General features: G+C 68.2%; 20 protein-coding genes. 15 read left to right on the top strand and 5 right to left on the bottom strand.

The window, feature by feature from the left end; all coding sequences use genetic code 11:
- The first annotated feature begins 112 nt into the window (after positions 1-112).
- The 14 genes from ADE01S_RS25055 to ADE01S_RS24990 all read left to right on the top strand — a co-directional run bounded on the left by ADE01S_RS25055 (position 113) and on the right by ADE01S_RS24990 (position 17,499).
- A complete protein-coding gene (locus tag ADE01S_RS25055; protein ID WP_062684456.1) occupies positions 113-2,335 on the top strand; it encodes a ferredoxin family protein in 2,223 nt (740 codons plus the stop codon).
- Positions 2,336-2,348: 13 nt separating this feature from the next.
- Positions 2,349-3,893 (top strand): indolepyruvate oxidoreductase subunit beta family protein, encoded by a 1,545-nt coding sequence (locus tag ADE01S_RS25050; RefSeq protein ID WP_062684455.1) that lies wholly within the window; start codon positions 2,349-2,351, stop codon positions 3,891-3,893.
- Between the two features lie 26 nt (positions 3,894-3,919).
- Positions 3,920-4,897, top strand: a complete 978-nt coding sequence (locus ADE01S_RS25045; RefSeq protein ID WP_062684454.1) for a PDR/VanB family oxidoreductase — start codon at positions 3,920-3,922, stop codon at positions 4,895-4,897.
- A 23-nt stretch (positions 4,898-4,920) separates the two neighbouring features.
- Positions 4,921-6,240, top strand: coding sequence for an aromatic ring-hydroxylating dioxygenase subunit alpha (locus ADE01S_RS25040; RefSeq protein ID WP_062684453.1), 1,320 nt, complete (start codon positions 4,921-4,923; stop codon positions 6,238-6,240).
- Positions 6,237-6,728: an aromatic-ring-hydroxylating dioxygenase subunit beta gene (locus ADE01S_RS25035; RefSeq protein WP_062684452.1), complete on the top strand. Its 492-nt coding sequence runs from the start codon at positions 6,237-6,239 to the stop codon at positions 6,726-6,728. Before ADE01S_RS25040 ends, ADE01S_RS25035 begins: the two co-directional genes overlap by 4 nt.
- A 9-nt stretch (positions 6,729-6,737) precedes the next feature.
- Positions 6,738-8,402: an AMP-binding protein gene (locus tag ADE01S_RS25030; protein ID WP_062684451.1), complete on the top strand. Its 1,665-nt coding sequence runs from the start codon at positions 6,738-6,740 to the stop codon at positions 8,400-8,402.
- Entirely contained in the window at positions 8,399-9,574 is a 1,176-nt protein-coding gene (locus tag ADE01S_RS25025; RefSeq protein ID WP_062684450.1) for a thiolase family protein, read from the top strand. The genes ADE01S_RS25030 and ADE01S_RS25025 overlap by 4 nt, the downstream gene beginning before the upstream one ends.
- A complete protein-coding gene (locus tag ADE01S_RS25020) occupies positions 9,571-10,812 on the top strand; it encodes an SDR family NAD(P)-dependent oxidoreductase (RefSeq protein WP_062684449.1) in 1,242 nt (413 codons plus the stop codon). Before ADE01S_RS25025 ends, ADE01S_RS25020 begins: the two co-directional genes overlap by 4 nt.
- A gap of 46 nt (positions 10,813-10,858) precedes the next feature.
- Entirely contained in the window at positions 10,859-11,644 is a 786-nt protein-coding gene (locus ADE01S_RS25015; protein WP_062684448.1) for a cyclase family protein, read from the top strand.
- Positions 11,645-11,690: 46 nt separating this feature from the next.
- Positions 11,691-12,419 (top strand): SDR family NAD(P)-dependent oxidoreductase, encoded by a 729-nt coding sequence (locus ADE01S_RS25010; protein WP_062684447.1) that lies wholly within the window; start codon positions 11,691-11,693, stop codon positions 12,417-12,419.
- 174 nt (positions 12,420-12,593) lie between these two features.
- Positions 12,594-13,745, top strand: a complete 1,152-nt coding sequence (locus ADE01S_RS25005; RefSeq protein WP_062684446.1) for an ABC transporter substrate-binding protein — start codon at positions 12,594-12,596, stop codon at positions 13,743-13,745.
- A gap of 174 nt (positions 13,746-13,919) precedes the next feature.
- On the top strand, positions 13,920-14,960 hold the full coding sequence (locus ADE01S_RS25000; protein WP_062684445.1) for a branched-chain amino acid ABC transporter permease: 1,041 nt from the start codon (positions 13,920-13,922) through the stop codon (positions 14,958-14,960).
- Positions 14,957-16,750, top strand: a complete 1,794-nt coding sequence (locus tag ADE01S_RS24995; RefSeq protein ID WP_062684444.1) for a branched-chain amino acid ABC transporter ATP-binding protein/permease — start codon at positions 14,957-14,959, stop codon at positions 16,748-16,750. Before ADE01S_RS25000 ends, ADE01S_RS24995 begins: the two co-directional genes overlap by 4 nt.
- On the top strand, positions 16,750-17,499 hold the full coding sequence (locus tag ADE01S_RS24990; RefSeq protein WP_062684443.1) for an ABC transporter ATP-binding protein: 750 nt from the start codon (positions 16,750-16,752) through the stop codon (positions 17,497-17,499). Before ADE01S_RS24995 ends, ADE01S_RS24990 begins: the two co-directional genes overlap by 1 nt.
- A gap of 41 nt (positions 17,500-17,540) precedes the next feature.
- Here ADE01S_RS24990 and ADE01S_RS24985 read toward each other — a convergent pair whose 3' ends face one another.
- Entirely contained in the window at positions 17,541-18,476 is a 936-nt protein-coding gene (locus ADE01S_RS24985) for a glycosyltransferase family 2 protein (protein WP_062684442.1), read from the bottom strand.
- Positions 18,477-18,700: 224 nt separating this feature from the next.
- Between ADE01S_RS24985 and ADE01S_RS24980 the strand changes: the two genes are divergently transcribed.
- Positions 18,701-19,687, top strand: a complete 987-nt coding sequence (locus ADE01S_RS24980) for a LysR family transcriptional regulator (RefSeq protein WP_062684441.1) — start codon at positions 18,701-18,703, stop codon at positions 19,685-19,687.
- Between the two features lie 162 nt (positions 19,688-19,849).
- Here ADE01S_RS24980 and ADE01S_RS32195 read toward each other — a convergent pair whose 3' ends face one another.
- The 4 genes from ADE01S_RS32195 to ADE01S_RS24965 all read right to left on the bottom strand — a co-directional run bounded on the left by ADE01S_RS32195 (position 19,850) and on the right by ADE01S_RS24965 (position 22,564).
- The gene (locus ADE01S_RS32195; RefSeq protein WP_006226408.1) at positions 19,850-19,978 is read right to left on the bottom strand and encodes a hypothetical protein; all 129 of its coding nucleotides are present in this window, start codon (positions 19,976-19,978) and stop codon (positions 19,850-19,852) included.
- Positions 19,979-20,189: 211 nt separating this feature from the next.
- A complete protein-coding gene (locus ADE01S_RS24975) occupies positions 20,190-21,122 on the bottom strand; it encodes a sugar kinase (protein ID WP_062684440.1) in 933 nt (310 codons plus the stop codon).
- Positions 21,115-21,756, bottom strand: coding sequence for a bifunctional 4-hydroxy-2-oxoglutarate aldolase/2-dehydro-3-deoxy-phosphogluconate aldolase (locus tag ADE01S_RS24970; RefSeq protein ID WP_062684439.1), 642 nt, complete (start codon positions 21,754-21,756; stop codon positions 21,115-21,117). The genes ADE01S_RS24975 and ADE01S_RS24970 overlap by 8 nt, the downstream gene beginning before the upstream one ends.
- 22 nt (positions 21,757-21,778) lie before the next feature.
- Positions 21,779-22,564 (bottom strand): IclR family transcriptional regulator, encoded by a 786-nt coding sequence (locus tag ADE01S_RS24965; RefSeq protein ID WP_062684438.1) that lies wholly within the window; start codon positions 22,562-22,564, stop codon positions 21,779-21,781.
- Between the last annotated feature and the right edge of the window lie 167 nt (positions 22,565-22,731).

Below are 22,731 nucleotides of genomic sequence, written 5' to 3'. Positions count from 1 at the left end.
AGCTAAAACGTTGACTCCTAAAGTATTTTTTAGATGAGATTTTCCTGACGTCACGATGCTGCGCAGCAGCAACGCTTGAGGACCCGCGGGCCGGGCCGGGAAGGAGTTCTAGATGGCTGAAAGGTCTTTCAAGAAAGAAGTCCAGCAGTTGCGCATCGGCGCGGGCGAAGAGTTCCGTGGAGAGGGCATTCTCGCCGTCACGAAAGCCTTGCTGCAATCCGGCGTGGGCTATGTCGCGGGCTATCAGGGCTCGCCGATCTCGCACTTGATGGACGTACTGGCCGACGCCAACGACATCCTGCAGGAGCTCGGCGTGCATTTCGAGGCCAGCGCCTCGGAAGCCACGGCGGCCGCGACGCTGGCGGCATCGGTCATGTACCCGATCCGCGGCGCGGTCACCTGGAAATCCACGGTGGGCACCAACGTCGCGTCCGACGCCCTGGCCAACCTGGCCTCGGGCGGCGTCACCGGCGGCGCGCTGGTCATCGTGGGCGAAGACTACGGCGAAGGCTCGTCCATCATGCAGGAACGCTCGCATGCGTTCGCCATGAAGTCGCAGATCTGGCTGCTGGATCCGCGCCCCAACCTCGAAAGCATGGTCAAGGCGGTGGAGGACGGCTTCGAACTGTCCGAGGCCAGCAAGACCCCGGTCATGCTGCAACTGCGCATCCGCGGCTGCCACGTGCACGGCCGCTTCGTCGCCAAGGAAAACAAGCGTCCGGCGTTCTCGCTGGCCCAGGCGCTGGAAAGCCCGGCCCGCGACACCAGCCGCATCGTGCTGCCGCCCGCCTCCTTCCTGCATGAGCAGGAGAAAATCAAGGAGCGCTGGCCCGCCGCCATCCGCTACATCAAGGAGCACAAGCTCAACGAACACTTCGACGGCGACCAGGACGATATCGGCCTGATCCTGCAGGGCGGCCTGTACAACGGCGTCATCCGCGCCTTGCAACTGCTGGGCCTGGCGGACAACTTCGGCAACAGCCGCATTCCGCTTTACGTCATGAACGTGACCTATCCCGTCATCGAGGACGAGGTCGTCGATTTCTGCCGCGGCAAGCGCGCGGTGCTGCTGCTGGAAGAAGGCCAGCCCGACTACATCGAGCAGAACCTGCATGCCGTGCTGCGCCGCGCGGGCGTGGACACGCGCCTGTCCGGCAAGGACGTGCTGCCCATGGCGGGCGAATACACCACCCAGGTCATGCGCGACGGCCTGCGCGAATTCCTCAAGCGGAACCGCCCGGAATCCCTGCAGACGCATCCCGCCGCCGCGGCCGACGCCCCGGCCGCCGAGCGCCAGCTGGAAATCACCGAACTGACGCGCCCCAAGCCCGCCCGGCCGGCCGAGCAGCCCATCACCTTCCACAAGCACGTGGAGGGCCTGGCGGCCGTGGTGCCGCCCCGGCCCGCGGGCTTCTGTACCGGCTGTCCCGAAAGGCCGATCTTCTCGGCGCTGACGCTGGCGCAGGAAACGCTGGGCCAGCACCACATTTCCTGCGACATCGGCTGCCACCTCTTCTCCATCCTGCCGCCCTTCAACCTGGGCGCCACCACCATGGGTTACGGCCTGGGCGCCTCCAGCGCGGCGGCCTTCAACGTGCCCGCGGCCAAGCGCCCCATTTCCATCATGGGCGACGGCGGCTTCTGGCACAACGGGCTGGCCTCGGGGATCGGCAACGCGGTGTTCAACAAGTACGACGGCGTCATCGTCATCGTCGACAACTTCTACGCCTCGGCCACCGGCGGGCAGGACATCCTGTCGTCGCGCGCCGAGAATCCGGACCGCTCGACCAACAACCCCATCGACCAGGCCGTTCGCGGCGTGGGCGTGAAGTGGGTGCGCACGCTGGACCGGACCTACGACGTGGCCAAGGTGCGCGCCACCATCGAAGAGGCGCTGACCACCGAGGTCAAGGGCCCCAAGGTCATCATCGCGCAGTCCGAATGCATGCTGAACAAGCAGCGCCGCATCAAGCCGCTGTTCAACAAGGCGGTCAAGGAAGGCAAGCGCGCGGTCAAGGAACGCTTCGGCGTGGACCCCGACGTGTGCACCGGCGACCACGCCTGTATCCGGCTGTCGGGCTGCCCCTCGTTGACCGTCAAGGACAGCGGCGACCCCTTGAAGGAAGACCCGGTCGCGCACGTGGAGAGCAGCTGCGTCGGCTGCGGCAACTGCGGCGAAGTGGCCCACGCCGCCGTGCTGTGCCCCTCGTTCTACCGCGCCGACATCGTCCACAACCCCACCAGACGCGACCGCTACCTGGCGCGCATGCGCGGCGCCGTGATCGGCTTCCTGCAACGGCGACGCGCGGCGCGCCTGGCCAATAACGCACTTTAAGGACACGCGTTCCATGAAACCGGTGCCCATGCAGCAAGGCAACCCCATCAAGATCGCCATCCTGGCCATGGGCGGCCAGGGCGGCGGCGTGCTGGCCGACTGGATCGTCGACATGGCCGAGCACGCCGGCTGGTGGGCGCAGACCACGTCGGTGCCCGGCGTGGCCCAGCGCACCGGCGCCACGATCTACTACCTGGAACTGTTGCCCGAGTCGGACGTGCAGCGGGCCGGCCGGCAACCGGCGCTGGCGCTGATGCCCACCCCCGGCGACGTGGACCTGGTAGTGGCGGCGGAATTGATGGAAGGCGGCCGCGCGATCCAGCGCGGCCTGGTCACGCCCGAGCGCACGGTGCTGCTGACGTCTTCGCACCGAAGCTACGCGGTCAGCGAGAAATCCGCGCCCGGCAACGGCATCGCCGACCCGAACAAGGTGCTGGAAGCGGGTCGCGCCGCCGCCAAGCGCTTTCTCTGTTTCGACCTGCAGGCCCTGGCCGACCGCGCCGGCAGCGTGATCAGCGCCAGCCTGTTCGGCGCCGTGGCCGGCAGCGGCGCCCTGCCCTTCGCGCGCGAAGACTTCGAAGCCACGGTGCGGCGCGCCGGCCTGGGCGTGGACGCCAGCCTGCGCGCCTTCGCCCTGGGCTTCGAGTCGGCCGCCCAGGCGCCCGCGCAGCCCGCCCCCATCGACCTGGAACGGCCGGTGCCGGCCCTGCCCGACGTCGCCGCCAACCCCAGGACGCAGGCCCTGCTGGACGCCATCAAGCGCGACTTCCCCGCCTGTGCCCAGCCCATGCTGGCGGTGGGCGCGCGCCGCCAGATCGAGTTCCAGGACCTGGCCTATGCCCGCGACTACCTGCGCCACATGAAGGCGATCCGCGACCTGGACGCCGCGCATGGCGGCGAAGGCCAGCAGTGGGCACTGACCTGTGCCGCCGCCCGCTACGTCGCCACGGCCATGGCCTACGACGACGTGATCCGCGTGGCCGACCTGAAAACCCGGGGCACGCGCTTCGACCGCGTGCGCGAGGAAGTGGGCGCGCGCCCGGACCAGCTGGTCTACACCACGGAATTCATGCATCCGCGGCTGGAGGAGATCTGCGGCACGCTGCCCGCCGGACTGGGCCGCTGGCTGGAAGGATCCAAGGCCTTCGGCGGCTTCGTCGCGCGCCGCCTGGGCCACGGCCGCCGCATGCAGAGCGGCACGCTGGGCGGCTTCCTGATGCTGTACGCGCTGGCCGGCATGCGGCGTTTCCGCCGCGGCACGCTGCGCCACCAGGCCGAGGCCGCCGGCCTGCGGCAGTGGCTGGACCTGATCGCGAAACTGGCGCCGCGCGATTACGCGCTGGCCGTCGAAGCCGTCAACTGCCGGCGCCTGGTCAAGGGCTACAGCGACACGCACGTGCGCGGCGGCGGCAAGTACCGCCAACTGATCGCCGCGGCAGAACAACTGGCCGGCCGGCCCGACGCCGCCGCGACGCTGCGCGCGCTGCGCGACACCGCCCTGGCCAACGAAAAATGCGGCCCCATGGAACGCCAGCTGGCTGAAAAGCTGGCGGCCTGAGCCGAACACCGATAGGGACAAACGCCGTGCAAACATTGAAACTCATCGTTCGGGAAGTCCGGCAGGAATCGCCGTTGATCCGCTCGTTCCGGCTGGTCCGCGAAGATGGCGGCGCGCTGCCCGCCTTCGGTCCGGGCGCGCACCTGAAGATATCGGTGCCCGGCCTGCGCGAACCGCGCTGCTATTCGCTGGTGCAGCTGGCGCCCGAGGCGGGGCGCTTCGCCGACCCCGCGGAATACCGGCTGGGCGTGCGCCTGGAGGAAACCAGCGAAGGCGGATCGCGCTATATGCACGCCCTGGCCGAAGGCGACGCGCTCATGGTCGAGGGCCCGAAGAACGACTTCCCGCTGCACGAATCGCCGGCCGGCGACGAACCCGTGGTGCTGATCGCGGGCGGCATCGGCATCACGCCGGTCGCTTCCATGGCCGCCTCGCTGAAAGCCGCCGGCCGGGCCTTCCATCTTCATTACTGCGGCCGCAGCAAAGACCAGCTGGCCTTCCGGCCCGAGCTGGAGGCGCTGGCGGGCGAGGACCTGACCCTGCATGCCGACGACGACCCGTCCTGCCGCTTCGACCTGCAGGCGCTGCTGGCCTCGGCCTCCCCGCGCCAGCACCTGTACGTCTGCGGCCCGAAGGGGCTGATCGACGCGGTCATCCAGGGCGCCCGCGCCCGCCACTGGCCCGACGCCCACATCCACTTCGAGCTCTTCACCACGGCCGCCCCCCAGGCCGGCGACCAGCCCTTCGAAGTCGAGCTGCGCCAGTCCGGCCGCGTGCTGACCATCCCCGCCGACAAGACCATCATCGACGTGATGGAAGAAGAAGGCTGCGATCCCATGTACGACTGCAAACGCGGCGAATGCGGCGTCTGCCAGGCCACGGTGCTGGAAGGCGAGCCCGACCACCGCGACTACTACCTGTCGGACACCGAGAAGGCCAGCGGCAAGATCATCCAGATCTGCATCTCGCGCGCGAAATCGGCGCGCCTGGTGCTGGACCTGTAGCCCCGACGCAAGGAAGCGCCACCATGAGCAAATACCGCGACAACCCCGACGCCATCCGCGCCCTGCTGCGAGACACCGAGGTGCACAAGGACCTGTTCATCGACCAGGAGCTGTTCGAGCTGGAGATGGAGCGCCTGTACGCCAACACCTGGGTCTACGTCGGCCACGACAGCCAGGTGCCCAACCCCGGCGACTACATCACCACCACGGTCGGCAACCAGCCCGTGGTGATGGTGCGCCACAGCGACAAGAGCGTGCGCGTGCTGCACAACCGCTGCCCGCACAAGGGCACGATGGTGGCGGGCGACGCCTGCGGCAATACCGGCAAGTTCTTCCGCTGTCCGTACCACGCCTGGACCTTCAAGACGGACGGCAGCCTGCTGTCCATCCCGCTGAAGAAGGGCTACGAGAACACCGGCCTGGAAAACTGCGAAGCCAGCCAGGGCATGGCCGCCGTGAAGGACGTGAAGAATCATCGCGGCTTCGTGTTCTGCCGGCTGAATCCGGAAGGCCAGTCCTTCGAGGACTTCTTCGGCGAATCGCTGTCCACCTTGGACAACATGGTGGACCGCTCGCCGGAAGGCCGGCTGGAAGTGGCCGGCGGCGTGCTGCGCTACATGCACCGCTGCAACTGGAAGATGCTGGTCGACAACCAGACCGACACCTGCCACCCCATGGTCGCCCACGAATCCTCGGCCGGAACCGCCGTGAAGGTCTGGGAACAGGCGCCGGAAGGCACGCCCAAGCCCATGGCCGTGGAACTGTTCGCGCCCTTCATCTCGCCCTACGAGTTCTTCGAGAACATGGGCATCCGCGTGTGGGAAAACGGCCACGGCCACACCGGCGTGTCCGACTCGATCCACGCCTCCTACTCCGGCATCCCCGGGTACTGGGACGCGATGGTGGCGGCCTACGGCGAGGAACGCGCCAAGCAGATCCTCGGCGACGTGCGCCACAACACCGTGTACTTCCCCAACATCATGGTCAAGGGGCCGATCCAGACCCTGCGCATCTTCAAGCCCATCGCGGCGGACCGGACCCTGGTGGAGTCCTGGACCTTCCGCCTGGTGGGCGCGCCCGACCTGCTGCTCGAACGCACGCTCATGTACAACCGCCTCATCAACGCCCCCACTTCCGTGGTCGGCCACGACGACCTGGAAATGTACGAGCGAGCGCAGGACGGGCTGCATTCGCGGGCGCGCGACTGGGTCAACGTGGGCCGGCTGTACTCGCCCGACGAAACCGCGCGGAAGAACGTCACCACCAATGGCACCAACGAATGGCAGATGCGCAACCAGTACCGCGCATGGGGCCGCTACATGACCGGACCGGAGTCGGTATGAGCGCAAGCGACCGTGAACTGATCGATTTTGTCTACGCCGAAGCGCGCATGCTGGACGAGCTGCGCTTCGAGGAATGGCTCAACCTGTACACCGACGACGGCCATTACTGGATGCCGCTGGCCCATGGCCAGACCGACCCCAGGCTGCATGCTTCGCTGATGTACGAGGACAAGCTGCTGCTGCGCGTGCGCGTGGAGCGGCTGGCCGGCCAGCGCACGTTCTCGCAGCAGCCCAAGAGCCGCTGCCATCACCTGCTGCAGGCGCCCTCCATCGAACGCGATCATCCCGAAGCCGCGCCCGCCGAGGGCCGGCACGTGGTGCGCACCGCATTCCATTATGTCGAGACGCGGCTGGACGCGCAGACGCTGTACGCCGGCTGGACCACGCATCACCTGGTCGAGCAGGACGGCGTGTTGCGTATCCGGCTCAAGCGCGTCGACCTCGTCAATTGCGACGCGGCCTTCGGCAATATCCAATTGTTTATGTAGGAGCGGCTTGTGAGCACCACGGTCCATCAGGCATTCCGCGTCACGGCCGCCCGCCACGGCGCCCAGCCCTTCCTCTGCATCCTGCCCGAAACGGCGCGGGCCTATGGCGTCGAAGCCGGCGAACTGGGTTACGCGCAGGCCGCCGACGCCATCGAAACGCTGCGCGCCGCCTACGCCCGCGCCGGCTACGGGCACGGCCACCGCGCCGGGCTGCTGCTGGAAAACCGCCCCGCCTTCTTCCTGCACTGGTTCGCGCTGAATGCGCTGGGCGTGTCGGTCGTGCCGATCAATCCCGACCTGCGCGCGGCCGAACTCGAATACCTGACGGGCCATTCGGAGATCGCCTTGGCCGTGGCGCTGCCCGAACGCCACGCCGACCTGCTTGCCGCCGCGAAGCGAGCCGGCCGCGAACTACGCGTGATGGGCCCGGACGATATGCCGCCCGCCTCGCCGTTTGCCGCGCCGCTGGCCGGCAGCGAGCCCGACGTTCTGACCGAGTGCGCCCTGCTCTACACGTCCGGCACCACCGGACGGCCCAAGGGCTGCATCCTGCCCAACCGCTATTTCCTGCACGCCGGCGGCTGGTACGCGCGCATCGGCGGCCTGGCGGCCCTGCGTCCCGGCCAGGAACGCATGCTGACGCCGCTGCCGCTGGTCCACATGAACGCCATGGCGTACTCGGCCATGGCCATGGTGCTGACGGGCGGATGCCTGATCCCGCTGGACCGATTCCATCCCAAGACCTGGTGGGACAGCGTGCGCGACTCCCGCGCCACCGTGCTGCACTACCTGGGCGTGATGCCCGCCATCCTGATGAAGGCGGAGCCGTCGGCGAACGATCCCCAGCGCGCCATCCGCTTCGGCTTCGGCGCGGGAGTGGACCGCAAGCTGCACCAGCCCTTCGAGGCGCGCTTCGGCTTTCCGCTGCTGGAGGCCTGGGCCATGACCGAAACCGGCGCGGGCGCCGTCATCATCGCCAACCGGGAGCCGCGCCACATCGGCAGCAGTTGCTTCGGCAGCGAGGAAGAGGACGTGTTGGTCCGCATCGTGAGCGACGCGGGCGACGAGGCGGCGACCGGCGAGCCGGGCGAACTGCTGGTGCGCCACGCGGGCGACGATCCCCGCTACGGCTTCTTCGCCGGCTACCTCAAGGACGAGGAAGCCACGGCGCAGGCCTGGGAAGACGGCTGGTTCCATACCGGCGACATCGTCCGCCGCGAGGCCGACGGCGCGCTGCGCTTCGTGGACCGCAAGAAGAACGTGATCCGCCGCAGCGGCGAGAACATCTCGGCCGTCGAGGTGGAGAGCGTGCTGATGCAGCATCCACTGGTGAAGGCGGTGGCGGTGGCCGCCGTGCCCGATCCGGTGCGCGGCGACGAAGTGCTGGCTTGCGTGGTGCCCGACAAGTGGCCGGTCACCGACGCCGAAATGACCGAGGCGGCCCGCAGCATCGTGCAATGGAGCCTGGAGCAGCTGGCCTACTACAAGGCCCCCGGCTACGTCGCCTTCGTCGACAGCCTGCCGCTCACCACCACCAACAAGATCCAGCGCGGCGAGATGAAGGCGCTGGCGCCCACGCTGCCGGGCAGGGCCCGTTGCGTGGACACCTGCGCCATGAAAAAACGCCCCCAGGCGGACGCGGCGCCGGCGCGGCGCGAGGAGTCCGTCCGATGAGCAAGGGGCGCCGGGGCTATGACGGCGTGGTGGCGGCCCTGCCCGTCACCATTCCGTACGAACGCTATTCCACGCATGCCGCCCACTGGTGGCTGGGCCGCGCGCTGGGCGCGCTGATCCGGCGGGCCGGCATCGCCAAGACCGACGTGGACGGGCTGTGCGTCTCCAGCTTCACCCTGGCGCCCGACACCGCCGTCGGCCTGGTGCAGCACCTGGGCATGAGCCCGCGCTGGCTGGATCACATCCCCATGGGCGGCGCCAGCGGGGTGGCGGCCCTGCGCCGCGCGGCCCGCGCCGTGCAGGCCGGCGATGCCGACGTCGTGGCCTGCATCGCGGGCGATACCAACCACGTGGACTCGTTCCGCAACACGGTCAGCCAGTTCTCGCGCTTCGCGCAGGACGCCGTCTACCCCTATGGCGCGGGCGGCCCCAACGCCAGCTTCGCGCTGCTGACCGCCAACTACATGCGCGCGACCGGCGCCACCCGGGAGGACTTCGGCAAGCTCTGCGTGGCGCAGCGGGACAACGCGCTGCGCTTTCCTCACGCGCTGATGAAAAAGCCGCTGACGCTCGCCCAGTACCTGGATGCGCGCGTCATCACCGATCCGATCCACCTGTTCGATTGCGTCATGCCCTGCGCGGGCGCCGACGCCTTCCTGGTCATGAGCGAAGACCGGGCGCGGGCGCTGAACCTGCCCTACGCCCGCATCCTCTCCACCATCGAACGCCACAACGCCTGGATCGAGGACCCGATCCAGACGCGCGGCGGATGGACCCTGGACCTGGACGAGCTGTACGGCCAGGCCGGCGCCCAGCCGGGCGACATGGATTTCCTGCAAGCCTATGACGACTACCCCGTCATCAACCTGATGCAGATCGAAGACCTGGGCTTCTGTCCGAAAGGCGCGGCGCCGGATTTCGTGCGCGGCAACAGTTTCACCGTGGACGGCAGCTTTCCCTTCAACACCAACGGCGGCCAGCTGTCGGTGGGCCAGGCCGGCGCGGCCGGCGGCTATCTGGGGCTGGTCGAGGCGCTGCGCCAGCTCAGCGGCACGGCCGGCGCGACGCAGGTGGCCGATGCCCGCCTCGGCATGGTCAGCGGTTTCGGCATGATCAATTACGACCGCGGGCTGTGCACCGCCGCGGCCATCCTGGCCAGGAGCGACGCATGACTGAACCCTTGGCCAAACCGCCCCGCAAGAACCCCATCGCCCGCACCCGCCAGCCGACCCTGCCGCCCGGCTGGCGCAGCCGCAGCGCGCTGGGGCTGACCGCCGCCGCCGCCGAGGGCCGCTTCGAGCTGCAGACCTGCGCCGACTGCGGCGCGGTCCAGTATCCGCCCCGCGAAGTCTGCGGCCACTGCCTGTCCGAACACCTGCCGTGGCGCCCGGCCGACCCCAGCGGCGTGCTGCTGGTCAGCACCGTCCTGCACCACAGCAACGACCTGTATTTCCGCGAACGCCTGCCCTGGCGGGTGGGCACGGTGCGCATGACCGCCGGCCCATCGGTGGTGGCGCACGTGCACCAGGACTGCGTCGACGGCGCCCCCGTGCGCCTGGCGCTGAAGCTGGACCGCGGCGGCCAGGCCGTGATGATCGCCCTGCCTGAAAGGAACACGCCGAACATGGAAGACGACAAGACCCTGCGCGAAACCTCGTGCGATCCGAAATTCCGCCGCGCGCTCGTCACCGACGGCAAATCGGCGGTGGGCCAGGCCGTGGCGCGCGCCCTGCTGGAAGCCGGCTGCCCGACCGTGTTCCTGGGCGATCCGCAAGCGTGGAAGCGCGACGCCGCCTTCGACGCGCTGGCGGCCGATCCGCGCGTGCAGGCCGTGGTGCTCGACGTGACCGATACCGATTCGGTCGAGCGGGTCGCCGCGTCCATCGGCGGCAAGGTCGAGATCCTGGTGAACACCGCCGACCAGGAGCGCGAAGGCGGGCTGCTGAACCGCAAGGACGTCAACACGGCGCGCGACGCCCTGGACGTGAACGTGCTGGGGCTGATGCGCCTGGCGCAGAACTTCGGCCCGGCGCTGTGCGGCCGCGCCGCGGACGGCGTGAACAGCGCCACGGCCTGGGTCAATGTGCTGTCCATCTACGCCCATATGAACCTGCCCTCGCGCGGCATGTGGTCGGCGTCCAAGGCGGCCGCGCTGTCCCTGGCGCAGTGCCTGCGCGCCGAGATGCGCGGCGCGGGCGTGCGGGTGATGAACGTGTTCCCCGGGCCGGTGGATCACGAATGGGAGCAACGCACGCCGCCCCCGCGGGTGGCGCCCGCGGCGATCGCCGCCGCCATCGTGCGCGCGCTCAAGGATGGCATCGAAGACGTGTACGTCGGCGATGTCGCGCAGGAATTCCGCGCCCGGCTGGCGGAGAACCCCAAGGGACTGGAACGGGAGCTGGGCGCCTGACGGCCCGCCCCTTCCCCGACAACGCACGAATCTAGAGGAACAGCACATGAGCCAGAACATTCTTGCCCAATTCATGACCGAACTGGTGTCCGGCCGCATCCGCCTGGTGGACCTGACCGAGACGCTGACGCCGGAATTCCCCACCATCGTGCTGCCGCCGGAGTTCGGCCAGGCCTGGCCGTTCCGCATCGAGGAAATCTCGCGCTACGACGAGCGCGGACCCGCCTGGTACTGGAACAATTTCTCGTGCTCCGAACACACCGGCACCCACTTCGACGCGCCGGCCCACTGGGTCACGGGCAAGGACCAACCCGACAATACCGTGGACACCATCCCGGTCGAGGCCTTCATCGCCAGCGCCTGCGTGATCGACTGCTCGCCCGAAGCGCGCGACAACCCGGATTTCCTGCTGACCGTCGACTTCGTGAAGAAATGGGAAGAGCGGCATGGCCGCATCCCGGCGCGGTCGTGGGTGCTGATGCGCACCGACTGGTCCAAGCGCGCCAAGCCCGCCGAGTACCTGAACCTGCAGGCCGATGGCGCGCACTCGCCCGGCCCGGACGCGGAAGTGGTGCCCTGGCTGATCAAGGAGCGCGACGTGCACGGCTTCGGCACCGAATCGGTCGGCACCGACGCGGGCCAGGCGCAGCACCTCGATCCCCCCTATCCCTGCCACTACTACATGCACGGCAACAACCGCTACGGCCTGCAATGCCTGACCAACCTGGACCAGCTGCCGCCCACCGGCGCGGTGATCTTCTCGGCGCCGCTCAAGATCCGCAGCGGCTCGGGCAGTCCGCTGCGCGTGCTGGCGCTGGCGCCCAAGGCCTGAGCCGGCCGCACGACAACGACAACGACAACGACAACAGGGGATATCCATGACGCACACCAACGTCGCCATCGTGACCGGCGGCAGCGCCGGCATCGGCGCCGAGATCTGCCGCAGCATGCTGGACGCAGGCTACGAAGTGATTTCCATGGCGCGCCGCGCCGCCGACTTCAGCCATCCGCGCCTGCACAACATGCAGGTCGACCTGCTGGATGCCACGGCTACCGCGCAGGCGGGCGCCGAGGCCGCCTCGCGGTTTCCCATCAGCCACGTTATCCACAACGCCGGCGTCATCTGGCCCAACCTGCTGCCGCAGGTCACCCAGGAAGAACTGCACGGCCTGACCCAGATCCACCTGGGCGCGGCCATCAGCCTGGTGCAGGCTGCCCTGCCCGGGATGCAGGAACGCAAGTTCGGCCGCATCGTGATGATGTCTTCGCGCGGCGCCCTCGGCCTGCCGACCCGCACCGCGTATTCGGCCACCAAGGCCGGCATGGTGGGCATGGCGCGCACCTGGTCGCTGGAACTGGCGCCCTACGGCATCACGGTCAACGTGGTGGCCCCCGGTCCGATCCAGACCGACATGTTCTACGAGGTGATCGAACCCGGCAGCGAACGCGAAAAGCAGCTGGCCGCCGGCATCCCGGTCAAGCGCCTGGGGCGCTCGGACGACGTGGCGCGGGCCGTCATGTTCTTCGCGGATCCCGCCAACAGCTTCGTCACCGGGCAGACGCTGTTCGTCTGCGGCGGCGCCAGCGTCAGCTCCATCACCATCTGAGCGCCCATTCCCGGGGCGCCGCTTCGGGTTTTGACGGATAGGTAAGCGCTGCGGCGACGTCTACAGTGCTGAGCCTGCTCAAGAAAAGTTTAAGCAACAAGCAATTCCAGCAGTTCCCGTTTTCTCCGTTTTCCAGCCGCACCCCCACCTTGCTCCCTATCCGGAGGTTTTGCCATGCTGTCGAAGAAACTCCCCCTGGCCGCTGCCGCCGCGGTAGCCGCGCTGTTCGCCCTGCCCGCCCTGGCCCAAGTGAAGGTCGGCGTCGTCACCTCGTCCACCGGCCCCACGGCGCTGGTCGGCATTCCGCAGAAGAACACCGTTCCGCTTCTGCCCAAGAAGATCGGCGACCTGACCGTGGAATACATCTCGCTGGACGACGCCAGCGATTCCACCAACTCGGTCACGGCCTTCAAGAAGCTGATTTCGGAGCAGAACGTGGACGCGCTGATCGGCCCCTCGGGCTCGCCCAACGCCATGGGCGTGATCCAGTTCGCGGCCGAGGCCGGCGTGCCCATGCTGGCGCCGGTCGGCACGGCCGCGGTCGTGCTGCCGATGAACGACCAGAAGAAGTGGGTGTTCAAGACCACGCAGAACGACGACATCATCGCGCGCGCGCTGGTCGACCACATGGCCAAGACCGGCATCAAGACGGTCGGCTTCATCGGCCTGAACGACCCCTACGGCGAGAACTGGTACAAGGTTTTCTCGGGCCTGGCCGCCGAGAAGGGCATCAAGATCGCCGCCAACGAGCGCTACCTGCGCTTTGACAGCTCGGTCACGGGCCAGGCGCTGAAGATCCTGGCCGCCAAGCCGGACGCCGTGCTGGTGGCCGCCCCCGGCGCCGCCAGCGTGCTGCCGCAGACGACCCTCTTCGATCAGGGCTACAAGGGCAAGTTCTACCAGACCCACGGCGCGGCCCTGCCCGACTTCCTGAAGCTGGGCGGCAAGAAGGTCGAAGGCACGGTGCTGGCGGCCAGCCTGATGCTGGTGCTGCCGGAAATGCCCGACAGCAATCCGTCCAAGAAGGTCGCGTCCGACTACATCGCCGCCTACGAGAAGCTCAATGGATCCAAGCCGGCCACCTTCGGCGCCAACGTCTTCGACGCGGGCCTGCTGCTGGAAAAGGCCGTGCCGCTGGCCGAAAAGGCCGGCAAGCCGGGCACCAAGGAATTCCGCAGCGCGCTGCGCGATGCGCTGGAACAGACCAAGGAGCTCGTCGGCACCCAGGGCGTCTACAACATGTCCGCCGCCGACCATAGCGGCTTCGACGAACGCGGCCGCGAACTCATCACCGTCAAGGACGGCAACTGGGCGTTGGTGAAGTAGCCCCCCCCCCGAAGCGCTGCGCGCTTCCCCCCCAGGGGGGCATGCCTGCGGACCGGCGGAGCCCGGATCCGCGGCATCCCGCTGGGGTGCGCAGAGCCTGCTCCGTGGTGGCACCCACGGCGCATGTAAGGGTGACCTGCCTGATGTGCTTGTCTGTCTTACCCGGAATTTCGCATGAATGCTCAGATTGCCCTGATTCTTGGGCAGGACGGCATCACCAATGGCGCCATCTATGCGCTGCTGGCTTTGTCCATCCTGCTGGTTTTCACTGTTACCCGCGTGCTGTTCATCCCCCAGGGGGAGTTCGTGGCGTTCGGCGCCCTGACGATGGCGGCGCTGCAGGCCGGCAAGCCGGTGCTGCTGGTGTGGCTGCTGCTCGCCTTCGCGGTCGCCGAAGTCGCTGCCGACCTGATGGCGCGCCGCAAGCGGCCCGGACGTAACCGCGGCCTCGGGCGCATGGCGGCCAAGCTGGCCTATCCGCTGGCGCTGGCCGCGCTGTTCTACCGCCTGCCGCTGGCCCAGTTGCCCATGGCCGTGCAGGCGCTGCTGACGCTGCTGCTGGTCGTGCCGATGGGGCCGCAGCTGTACCGCCTCTTCTACCAGCCCATCGCGTCGGCCTCGACCCTGGTGCTGCTGATCGTCTCCATCGCCGTGCACCTGGCGCTGGTCGGGCTCGGCCTGCTCGCCTTCGGCGCGGAAGGCGCCCGCACCGCGCCGTTCAGCGACGCCAGCCTCACGCTCGGCCCGCTCAACGTGAACAGCCAGGCGCTGTGGGTGCTGGCCGTGTCCGCCGTGCTGATCATCGTGCTCTACCAGTTCTTCGAGCGCTCCATGTACGGCAAGGCGCTGCGCGCCGCCGCCTTCAACCGCCTGGGCGCCAGGCTGATGGGCATTTCTCCGATCTTCGCGGGCAAGGCCACGTTCTTCCTGGCCGCGCTGATCGGCACGGTGTCGGGCATCCTCATCGCGCCCATCACCACCATGTATTTCGACTCCGGCTTCATGGTCAGCCTGAAGGGCTTCGTGGGCGCCATCATCGGCGGCCTGGTGAGCTATCCGCTGGCCGCCGCCGGCGCCGTGCTGGTCGGCCTCATCGAAGCCTTCTCCTCGTTCTGGGCAAGCGCCTACAAAGAAATCATCGTGTTCACGCTGATCATCCCCGTGCTGCTCTGGCGTTCACTGAAAAGCCATCACGTCGAGGAAGAAGACGAATGAATCCGCGCCACATCCTCTTCGCGTTCCTGGCGCTGCTGGCCCTCGCCCCGCTGGTCCTGCCGCCTTTCTACGTCACGCTGCTGAACTACATCGGCCTGTACGCCATGGTGGCGCTGGGCCTGGTGCTGCTGACCGGCGTGGGCGGCCTGACGAGCTTCGGACAGGCCGCCTTCGTCGGCGTGGGCGCCTACACGACCGCGCTGCTCACCACCCGCGCGGACACCCTGCCGTCCTGGCTGGCCTGGCTGGGCGCGTCGCCCTGGCTGACCCTGCTGGCGGGCCTGGCGCTGACACTGGTGATCGCCTACCTGCTGGGCGCCATCACCCTCAAGCTGTCCGGCCACTTCCTGCCGCTGGGCACGATCGCCTGGGGCCTGTCGCTGTACTTCGTCTTCGGCTCGGTCGAAGGCCTGGGCGGCCACACCGGCATTCCGGACATTCCCGCCATCCATCTTTTCGGCTTGCCGCTGACCCAGGGCGAAAACATCTACTACCTGATCTGGGCGTTCCTGCTGACGGCCGTGTGGTCGACGCAAAACCTGCTGGATTCGCGCGAAGGCCGCGCCATCCGCGCGCTCAAGGGCGGCCGCGTGATGGCGGAGTCCATGGGCGTGGACACGGCCCGCTCGCGCATGGTGATCTTCATCATCGCGGCGCTTCAGGCCTGCGCCTCGGGCTGGCTGTACGCGCACATGCAGCGCTTCGTGAACCCCAACCCCTTCGGCCTGCAGATGGGCATCGAGTATCTGTTCATGACCGTCATCGGCGGCGCGGGGCAGGTCTGGGGCGCCCTGGTCGGGGCGGGCGTGTTCACGGTGCTCAAGCAATGGCTGCAGGACTGGATGCCCCGCCTGCTGGGCCAGACCGGCAACTTCGAGGTGATCGTCTTCGGCTTCGGCATGGTGCTGCTGCTGCATCGCGCCCGCAGTGGCCTGTGGCCCGTCCTGACCCGCTGCGTTCCGCTGAAGAAGCAGGTTCGCAAGCTGGACATGAATGCCGAGCCCCTGCCCCGCAAGCCCATGCCGCCGCGCGGCGACGTGGTGCTCAAGGCAGTGGACGTGACGCGGAAGTTCGGCGGCCTGGTCGCCAACAACGCCATGAACCTGGAGATCCGGGCGGGCGAGATCCTGGCCCTGATCGGCCCGAACGGCGCCGGCAAGAGCACGATGTTCAACCAGATTTCCGGCGTGGACACGCCGACCTCCGGCCAGGTGACCCTGCTGGGCCATTCGGTGGCCGGCGCCGGCGCGCGCCGGATTGCGCGGCTCGGCCTGTCGCGGACTTTCCAGCACGTGCGCCTGCTGGGCCGCATGAGCGTGCTGGAGAACGTGGCGATCGGCGCGCACCTGCGCGGCCACCGCGGCGTGATGCCGGCCGCCTGGCGGCTGGATCGCGCGGAAGAGGCTCGCCTGCTGGCCGAGGCGGCGCGCCAGGTCGAGCGCGTGGGCCTGGGCAAGCATCTGCACGACGAAGCCGGCTCTCTCGCCCTGGGCCAGCAGCGCATCCTGGAAATCGCGCGCGCGCTGGCGTCCGACCCGTGCCTCCTGCTGCTGGACGAACCCGCGGCCGGCTTGCGCTACCAGGAGAAGTGCGAGCTGGCGGACCTGCTGAAGAAGCTGCGCGCCGAAGGCATGGCCATCCTGCTGGTCGAACACGATATGGATTTCGTGATGGGGCTGGTGGACCGCGTCGTGGTGATGGACTTCGGCGAGAAAATCGCCGAAGGGCTGCCCGCCGAGATCCAGCACAACCCCGCGGTGCTTGAAGCCTATCTGGGCGGAGTGGAATGATGAGCGCGAAACTGCTGGAAGTGCGCGACCTGCGCGTGGCCTACGACAAGGTCGAGGCCGTCTCGGGCGTCAGCCTGGCGGTCGGCGAAGGCCAGATCGTCACCGTGATCGGCCCGAACGGGGCCGGCAAGACGACGCTGCTGTCGGCCATCATGGGAGTGCTGCCGTCGAACGGCGAGATCGTCTTCGGCGGCAAGCGGCAAGAGCATGCCGAGATCGAGGAGATGGTCGCGGCCGGCATGAACCTGGTGCCCGAGAAGCGCGAGCTCTTCTCCGAGATGACGGTCGAGGACAACCTGATGCTGGGCGCGTTCCACCGGTATCGCAACGGATTGCGCGACCAGGGCCAGACGCTGGACGAAGTCTATGAACTGTTCCCCCGGCTGAAGGAGCGCCGCGCGCAGCTGGCCGGCACGCTGTCGGGTGGCGAACGCCAGATGCTGGCGGTGGGCCGCGCGCTGATGGCCAAGCCCCGGCTGCTGATGCTGGACGAACCCAGCCTCGGCCTGGCGCCCCGCATCGTGCGCGAAGTTTTCCGCATCGTGGCGCGGTTGCGGGAGATGGGCGTGTCGATCCTGCTGATCGAGCAGAACGCCCGCGCCGCGCTGCAGGTGGCCGACTACGCCTACGTGCTGGAAACCGGGGCGGTCACGCTGGAAGGGCCGGCCGCCCAGGTGGCGGAAGACCCGCGGGTGGTGGAAGTGTATCTGGGGCTGGGCCACGGGGCGCCAGCCGCGGCGCCCGCCTGAGGCGGCTTCCCGCGCGCCGGGAAACGCCCCGGGCGCGAGCGCTAGGCGACGCCGCGCCGCCGGTCGCGGCGGTACAGCGCGTAGCCCAGCGGCCACATCGCCGCCACCATGAACCGGGCGACGGGATGGGTGAGCCGGTACGCCTGGACGGCCGTGGGCACGCCGGAATGCTTCAGGTGCAGGCGGAAGCGTGTGTAGCGCGCGGCCGCCATGATGAACTCGCGCGGCCGGTAGCGGAAGAATTCCAGGTGGTGCTGCAGCATGTCCCAGGCCAGCAGGTACAGGCCCTGGGCGTTGTTGGCGGCCGATACCGCGCCCTGGCTCAAGCCGCCCGGCGTGTCGTGGTAGGTGCGCACGACGCGGTTGATGAAGCGGCTCAGGTAGCCGGCGCGCGCGATCGCCCACCACACCAAGCTTTCGGGCACGAAGCCGGCCACGTCTTCGGGGAAGGGGTAGGTCCGGAGGATGTCGGTGCGCATACAGCCGAATTTCTCGCCCTTGATGCGGTAGCGGAAATAGACGTCCACGGCCGTGCTGTCGAACACGTCCTGCGGATAGCGGTCTCCCACGATGCTGCCGTCGGGGCGCGCGCACAGGCCCGTGACGGCCACGTAGGAGTCGCGGCGCGCGGGCGGAATGCTGTCCCAGGCTTCCTTGAAGACGGCCAGCGCGTCGGGCGGCATTTCGTCGTCGCTGTCCAGGCCGACGATCAGCTTGCCGCGCGCTTCGCGCACGCCGCGGTTGAACGCCGTTTTCTTGTGCTGGTTGTTCTGCCAGAAATAGCGGATCGGGAAATCCGCGCGAGCCTGCCAGTCCAGGATCGATTCATGGGTGTTGTCGGTGGAGCCGTCGTCCACCACGACCCATTCGAAACCCCGGAAAGTCTGCCGGGAAAGCGATTCGTACACCCGGTGCAGCGTGCCCGCCCGGTTATAGGTGGGCGTCAGTACGGTAAAAAATGTTGGCGTGTCGGTCATGCCCACTGTGCCCCTTTGCGATTCCTCATGCAACCGCTGCGGTCTTGGTTTTTATGCGTTCGCCTGAAGTTTAGGGGATATGCCTGCGCGAACCGATGGCGCGGCATTCGAATTTGCAATCAAATCTGACAAAACCGGATTCAATTCCGGTCCGCGGCGCCTGCGCAGGCTTGGGGCGGCGCTGCCGAGTGGCGTAAACTCGGGCGGCCAAATTCGGAATGCCTATGGAAGCCTCGCCCGTCCAGCTCAATGACATCGCCTTGTTCGTGGAGGTTGCCAAGCGCAAGAGCTTCAGCCTGGCGGCGCGCGCGCTGAACATGCCGACGTCGACCTTGTCGCGCCGCATCAACGAGCTGGAACGCGCGATCGGCCTGCGGCTGATCAATCGGAATACGCGCAGGCTCGACCTGACCGAGGCGGGCGCGGCCTATATGAGCCGCTGCCAGGGCCTGATCGACGAGGCGCGGCTGGCGCACGAACAGCTGCAGATGCTGTCCGGCGGCCCTTCCGGGAATCTGCGGGTGTCCATGCCCTACAGCCTGGCGATCTGGCTGCTGCCGGAAACCATCAACGATTTCACCGAGCGCTATCCCGAGGTCGAATGCGAGTTCGACCTGAGCATGTTGACGGCGTCCGATGCGCAGGGAACGCCGTTCGACGTGGTGCTGCGGTTCGGCCGGGACTCGGACCATCCGCTGTCGTCGGCGGCGGACGCCGGCAATGGCAACGGCAACGGGGTGTCGCACAGCGGAGCCGTGGTGCAGGAGTTGGTGTCGCTGGACAATTTCCTTTATGCCTCGGACCGTTACCTGGAACGCTACGGCGAACCCAAGACACCGGGCGACCTGACGCAGCACCAGTGCTTGCGCACCACTATCGACGATGCGCATTCGCATTGGACGCTGCGCCGGGGCGCGGTCAGCGAGCGCGTGCCGGTCAGCGGGCACCTGGCGGCGAACAATATGAGCATCGCGGGAACGCTGGCGGGGCTGGATCTGGCGATTACCCGGATGCCGCACTGTCAGGCGCTGGATCCCATCATCAAGCGGAATTCGCTGAAGCGGGTGCTGCCGGGATGGTCGGTGGATCCGATTTCGATCTACGTGGTGTATCCGTCCAGCATCCAGCCGGCCAAGACGCGGGCTTTCATGGATTTCATCCTGCCTAAGCTGGGACCGGCGCAGGATGAGGTTGCCGGCCCGGAAGGTTGATGATCGATTGAGGGCCGGCGAGGCGCGGATAGCCCTGGCTCTCGCTGAGCCGGGTTAATGAGGCAATACGCGCGGCCCGGGGCATAAAAAAACCCGCTCGGCGCAGGCCTGGCGGGTTTTTTCGGGATCGGGGCGGAAGCGGAGCTCAGCCCGGCGCGTGGATTAGACGCGCTTGATCTTTTCCAGCATCTTGAACACGCCCTTGGGCGACTTGACGAACAAGCGCTTGAAAGCCTTGCCCAGGCAACGGCGTTCCAGGGTGTTGCGACGCACGCGTTTGCGTTCGGCCATGTTTACTCTCCTGATGAAATTGTGCGGTGAAGGCGACCCCGCACAACCGGGTACTGGGCTGGCGGAAAATTCGGGTAACTTGGCATTTTAGCCTGAAATTGGCGGGGAGCGCCAATGACGGCAAATCGGGCGCTGCTCCGCCTGCGCCGGCCGACGCCTGGAAAATCGGGACGGATCTCTGTCCGCCCTCCTCTTCCACAAGCGCGGGCGCTCAGGCGGATGCGTCTTTCAGCCGCGCCCAGACCTGCTCGGCGCGGGGCAAGGGGTCGACCGCGCCGTAGCCCAGAGTGGACAGCGCCGCCGCGGCGTTGGCGTAGCGCACGGCGTCTTCCCAGGAATCTCCCTCGCAGCGGCGCGCCAGCAGGCTGCCGGCGAAGCAGTCGCCCGCGCCGGTCGCGTCCACGGCCTGCACCCGCAGGGCGGGCATGGGGAGGCGTCGGGCGCCGTCGTCGATGATGGAACCGTCCTTGCCCAGCTTGAGCACGACCACGCCGGCGGCGCCGCCGTCGCGGATCCAGTCCAGGGTGCGTTCCGGGTCGTCGTTGCCGGTCAGGTGCTGCATGTCGTCCATGCTGGGCAGGAACAGGTCGGCGGCGCGCATGGTTTCGCGCAGGACGGCGCGGGCGCGGTCTACCGGCCACAGCCGCAGGCGCAGGTTGGAGTCGAGGCTGACCTGGGTGCCGGCCGCCCGCGCGCGCGCGATGGCGGCGAAGACGGTGTCGCAGGCGCTGGTGCTGATCGCCAGGCTGATGCCCGATACGTGCAGGAAGCGGGCGCGTTCGATCAGGCCGGCGTCGAGGCTGGCGGGCGTCATCAGGCTGGCGGCGGAGCCGCGGCGCAGGTAGCTGAAGGCGTGTCCGTCGGGGCCGTGCTGGACGAAGTACAGACCGGTGTGGGCTTCCGGATCGACCTCAACGCCCGAGACGTCCACGCCTTCGGCCTGCCAGAGGTCCAGGAACTGCTGGCCGAAGGCGTCGTCGCCGACGCGGGTCAGGTAGGCGCAGCGCGCGCCTTGGCGGGCGGCGGCGATGACGGCGTTGGAGGTGTCTCCGCCGAAGCCTTGCAGGTATTGGCGCTGGTCTTTGTGGGTCTGGTTCAGTTCGACCAGCGGTTCGCCCAGCGCGACGATATCGAAATCAGCCATGGGCGGCCTCGCGGGTGCGGACGATCTGCGCCACTAGGGCGGGTGTGTCGCGGGCGGCGAAGGCCGCCTTGTCGTAGAGGTTGCTGCCGATGCCCACCAGCGCCGCGCCGGCGGCGAAGTACGCGCCCATGTTTTCCTGGGTGACGCCGCCCGTGGGGCACAGGAGGGTGTCGGGATAGACGGATTTGATCGCGGCCAGATGCTTGGGGCCGCCGGTGTCCGCCGGGAAGATCTTCACGATGTCCGCCCCGGCGCGGCGCGCGGCCAGCACTTCCGTGGGCGTGAACGCGCCCAGCAGGCAGAGCGCGTCGGCCGCGTGCGCCATGTCGACGATCTCGGTGGCAAGCGCGGGCGACACCAGGAAGTCGGCGCCGGCGACCAGCGCCTCGCGCGCCTGCTGCTCGTCCAGCACCGTTCCCACGCCCAGTTGAAGGGCGGTGCCGTGCTTGTCGCGCAAGGCTCGCAGCAGGTCGGTGACGCCGGGTATGGTCCAGGTCAGTTCCAGCGTGGTGCAGCCGGCGGCCACGGCGACTTCGGCCGCGTAGGCGGCGGTGGCGGCGTCGGTGTAGCGCAGCACGGGAACGACGCGGGCGGCCATCAGGGCGGCGAGCTTGGGGGCAAGGGAAGCGGTCATGGAATTCCTCAAGGGCTGACGGTCAGGCGCCGCCGGGAGAAACCGGCAGCACGGCAAGTTTGGCCGCGGCGGCGTCGCGCAGCCGCAGCAAGGGTTCGATGTAGGCGGCGTGGGGATCGTCGCGGCGCCGGAACAGCAAGGTGCTGACGCTGACGCCCGCGACGGGCCGCCCGGCCGCGTCGCACAGCGCCACGCCGTAGCAGACGATGCCGGCTTCGTTTTCCTCGTTGTCCGTGGCGTATCCGCGCGCCGCGGTTTCGTCCAACTGGGCGCGCAGCGCGGGCAGGCTGGTCATCGTGGCGGGCATGCGCGCGGCCAGCGGCAGGCCGCGCAGCAGGCGCTCGCGCGAGGGCTCGTCCAGCGCCGCCAGGTAGGCCTTGCCGACCGCGCTGGAGTGCAGCGCCACGGATGCGCCCACCCGCGATGCCATGCGCACCGGGCCGGGGCTTTCCAGCTTGTCAATGTAGGTCATCTCGCGCCCGGCCGGAACCGCCAGGTGCACGGTTTCGCCGGTTTCATCGCGCAGCGCCCGCAATTCTGGCGCCAGCGCGGCGCGCAGGTCGAACTGCGACCATGCCCGGCTGGCCAGGGACATCAGCCTGGGGCCCAGCCGGTAGGCGCCGCCGGATTCCGCCACCATGCCCTGTTCGGCCAGGGCCGCGACGATCCGGTAGACGGTGGGGCGCGGATAGCCGCAGCTGCGCGCCAGCGCGGCGGCGGTGGGCGGCTGCGGCGCGTCGGCGACCGCCTGCAGCACCGTCATGAACTTCGCGAACGCCGCGGCTCCCGCGACCTTGGTTTCCAGCAAGGAAGTCTCCCGCGCATGGCGACCCGCCGGGCGCCGCGGCAAGCAAAAAGAGCAAGCCGGAGAGCGCGAATGTCGGACGAATCTGCGATACTGTTTATTTGTACAGCTAGTGAGTCTGGTTTTGTCCATATGTTGGACATTTATCTCACGATATAGGCAATTATTCC

The sequence above is a fragment of the Achromobacter denitrificans NBRC 15125 genome, assembly GCF_001571365.1.
GTDB classification, from domain to species: domain Bacteria; phylum Pseudomonadota; class Gammaproteobacteria; order Burkholderiales; family Burkholderiaceae_B; genus Achromobacter; species Achromobacter denitrificans.
This window is presented reverse-complemented; position numbering and strand designations above follow the sequence as displayed.

Bases quoted from the DNA above. Each gene is read 5' to 3' on its own strand.
- ADE01S_RS25035 (WP_062684452.1), top strand. From the start codon at position 6,237: ATGAGCGCAAGCGACCGTGAACTGATCGATTTTGTCTACGCCGAAGCG.
- ADE01S_RS25055 (WP_062684456.1), top strand. From the start codon at position 113: ATGGCTGAAAGGTCTTTCAAGAAAGAAGTCCAGCAGTTGCGCATCGGC.
- ADE01S_RS25015 (WP_062684448.1), top strand. From the start codon at position 10,859: ATGAGCCAGAACATTCTTGCCCAATTCATGACCGAACTGGTGTCCGGC.
- ADE01S_RS25020 (WP_062684449.1), top strand. From the start codon at position 9,571: ATGACTGAACCCTTGGCCAAACCGCCCCGCAAGAACCCCATCGCCCGC.
- ADE01S_RS25005 (WP_062684446.1), top strand. From the start codon at position 12,594: ATGCTGTCGAAGAAACTCCCCCTGGCCGCTGCCGCCGCGGTAGCCGCG.
- ADE01S_RS24980 (WP_062684441.1), top strand. From the start codon at position 18,701: ATGGAAGCCTCGCCCGTCCAGCTCAATGACATCGCCTTGTTCGTGGAG.
- ADE01S_RS25025 (WP_062684450.1), top strand. From the start codon at position 8,399: ATGAGCAAGGGGCGCCGGGGCTATGACGGCGTGGTGGCGGCCCTGCCC.
- ADE01S_RS24985 (WP_062684442.1), bottom strand. From the start codon at position 18,476: ATGACCGACACGCCAACATTTTTTACCGTACTGACGCCCACCTATAAC.
- ADE01S_RS25050 (WP_062684455.1), top strand. From the start codon at position 2,349: ATGAAACCGGTGCCCATGCAGCAAGGCAACCCCATCAAGATCGCCATC.
- ADE01S_RS24995 (WP_062684444.1), top strand. From the start codon at position 14,957: ATGAATCCGCGCCACATCCTCTTCGCGTTCCTGGCGCTGCTGGCCCTC.
- ADE01S_RS24975 (WP_062684440.1), bottom strand. From the start codon at position 21,122: ATGGCTGATTTCGATATCGTCGCGCTGGGCGAACCGCTGGTCGAACTG.
- ADE01S_RS25010 (WP_062684447.1), top strand. From the start codon at position 11,691: ATGACGCACACCAACGTCGCCATCGTGACCGGCGGCAGCGCCGGCATC.
- ADE01S_RS32195 (WP_006226408.1), bottom strand. From the start codon at position 19,978: ATGGCCGAACGCAAACGCGTGCGTCGCAACACCCTGGAACGCCGTTGC.
- ADE01S_RS24970 (WP_062684439.1), bottom strand. From the start codon at position 21,756: ATGACCGCTTCCCTTGCCCCCAAGCTCGCCGCCCTGATGGCCGCCCGC.
- ADE01S_RS24990 (WP_062684443.1), top strand. From the start codon at position 16,750: ATGAGCGCGAAACTGCTGGAAGTGCGCGACCTGCGCGTGGCCTACGAC.
- ADE01S_RS25000 (WP_062684445.1), top strand. From the start codon at position 13,920: ATGAATGCTCAGATTGCCCTGATTCTTGGGCAGGACGGCATCACCAAT.
- ADE01S_RS25040 (WP_062684453.1), top strand. From the start codon at position 4,921: ATGAGCAAATACCGCGACAACCCCGACGCCATCCGCGCCCTGCTGCGA.